Annotated in this window: 2 protein-coding genes; both read right to left on the bottom strand. The window is 41.9% G+C overall.

The window, feature by feature from the left end:
* Positions 1 to 133: 133 nt before the first annotated feature.
* A complete protein-coding gene (locus ACO6UY_RS24700; RefSeq protein ID WP_422464123.1) occupies positions 134 to 637 on the bottom strand; it encodes an Imm63 family immunity protein in 504 nt (167 codons plus the stop codon).
* 2 nt (positions 638 to 639) lie between these two features.
* Positions 640 to 1,220: TNT domain-containing protein (locus ACO6UY_RS24695; protein ID WP_422491709.1), on the bottom strand; the 581-nt coding region annotated here is incomplete at its 5' end.

Below are 1,220 nucleotides of genomic sequence, written 5' to 3'. Positions count from 1 at the left end.
TACCACTGGTGATATTGGCGGCAGTGGCGGTAAGGTCTCTGCCTGCTGTGATTTCTACATCGCTGGCAAATTATTGGGTGTCCTTGATTTTGGACGAGAACTATCTAGAGTTGTCACATTCTTATCCAAAGTTTCAATTTTGGGGTAAAGGATAAGTTTCACATGCTTTTTCATATGCTCTAGAGGTGTCAAGGCCATCAGAAATCAATTTCTTATTTAATTCGACTCTTTTCTGTGCATTATCGTCAAATGGTGATCTCAATAAAATGGCTTTGTGTTCTTTGGCTCTCATTTCTCCCCAGTTTTTGTCTAATACGCTCAGTAACTCTACCTCTTTATCGAATACAGTCCTTCGCTGATCACGGTCGTCAGTATTAGAGGTTGCAGAATATGCGATATGTGAAACTACCCTTTTAAAAAACCAGTAAAGGAAAGTATCTACCTTCTGGGTTTTTAAACGTTCAAATTCGATACCTCTTTCTACGCTCACAAAAAATATATCCTCACCACATAATTCTAGAAATGGGGAGCCATCTGAAGATGCTTTGCTATGGAGGACTAAAAGCTCGAATGGTGCATCAATCATTGCGCCATATGTCATAATGGTTTCTTGTAAACTTTGAAGTGTTACTTTCATCTCTAGTTAACCTTTCGGATATAGCCGTTATGGAGGAGCCAATCCACATTAACTCGCTCAGAAAAGTTAGGTAGAATTTGAACTCCGCCCCCCGGTTGACCAAAGGCTGGAGCTATTTTACCTTGTATGACAGGCATTGGTCTCATCACTTCATAGACATTATATGGTTCAGCTAGACTTCCAGGTGCCAATGCCCTCTGTTCGGAAGGAATACCCTCAGGAGATAGAAAACTGCCATCAGGCTTGCCAAATCTATCTATTCTAGTCCCAATGTCCAACGTTGCTTTTGCTGGAGTCTCTGCAAAACCAAGTTCTTCTGGCCAATCCCAGTCACCGTTTTCTTTTCTATATCTATCATAATACGATGCACCTCCTGCTTCTGCATCAGCATAGCCGGGGATTTCATGAGGGTTCTTTGCCTTATTATTTTCAGCTACGGAATCAATTTTGTTTCCAGATTTCTTTACTGCATCCCCCATTTTATCTAACGACTTCTTACCAACATCCACTCCAACCTTGGCAAGTTTCACACCGCCTTTCGCAACACCTCCAACGCCAGTAACAACGGAACCGACAGTCCAGA

The sequence above is a fragment of the Endozoicomonas sp. ALE010 genome, assembly GCF_049310165.1.
Lineage (GTDB): Bacteria > Pseudomonadota > Gammaproteobacteria > Pseudomonadales > Endozoicomonadaceae > Endozoicomonas.
The sequence above is the reverse complement of the archived record's forward strand: the minus strand, read 5'-3'. Positions and strand labels throughout refer to the sequence as shown.

Coding starts and splice junctions, on each gene's coding strand:
- ACO6UY_RS24700 (WP_422464123.1), bottom strand. CDS start 637: ATGAAAGTAACACTTCAAAGTTTACAAGAAACCATTATGACATATGGC.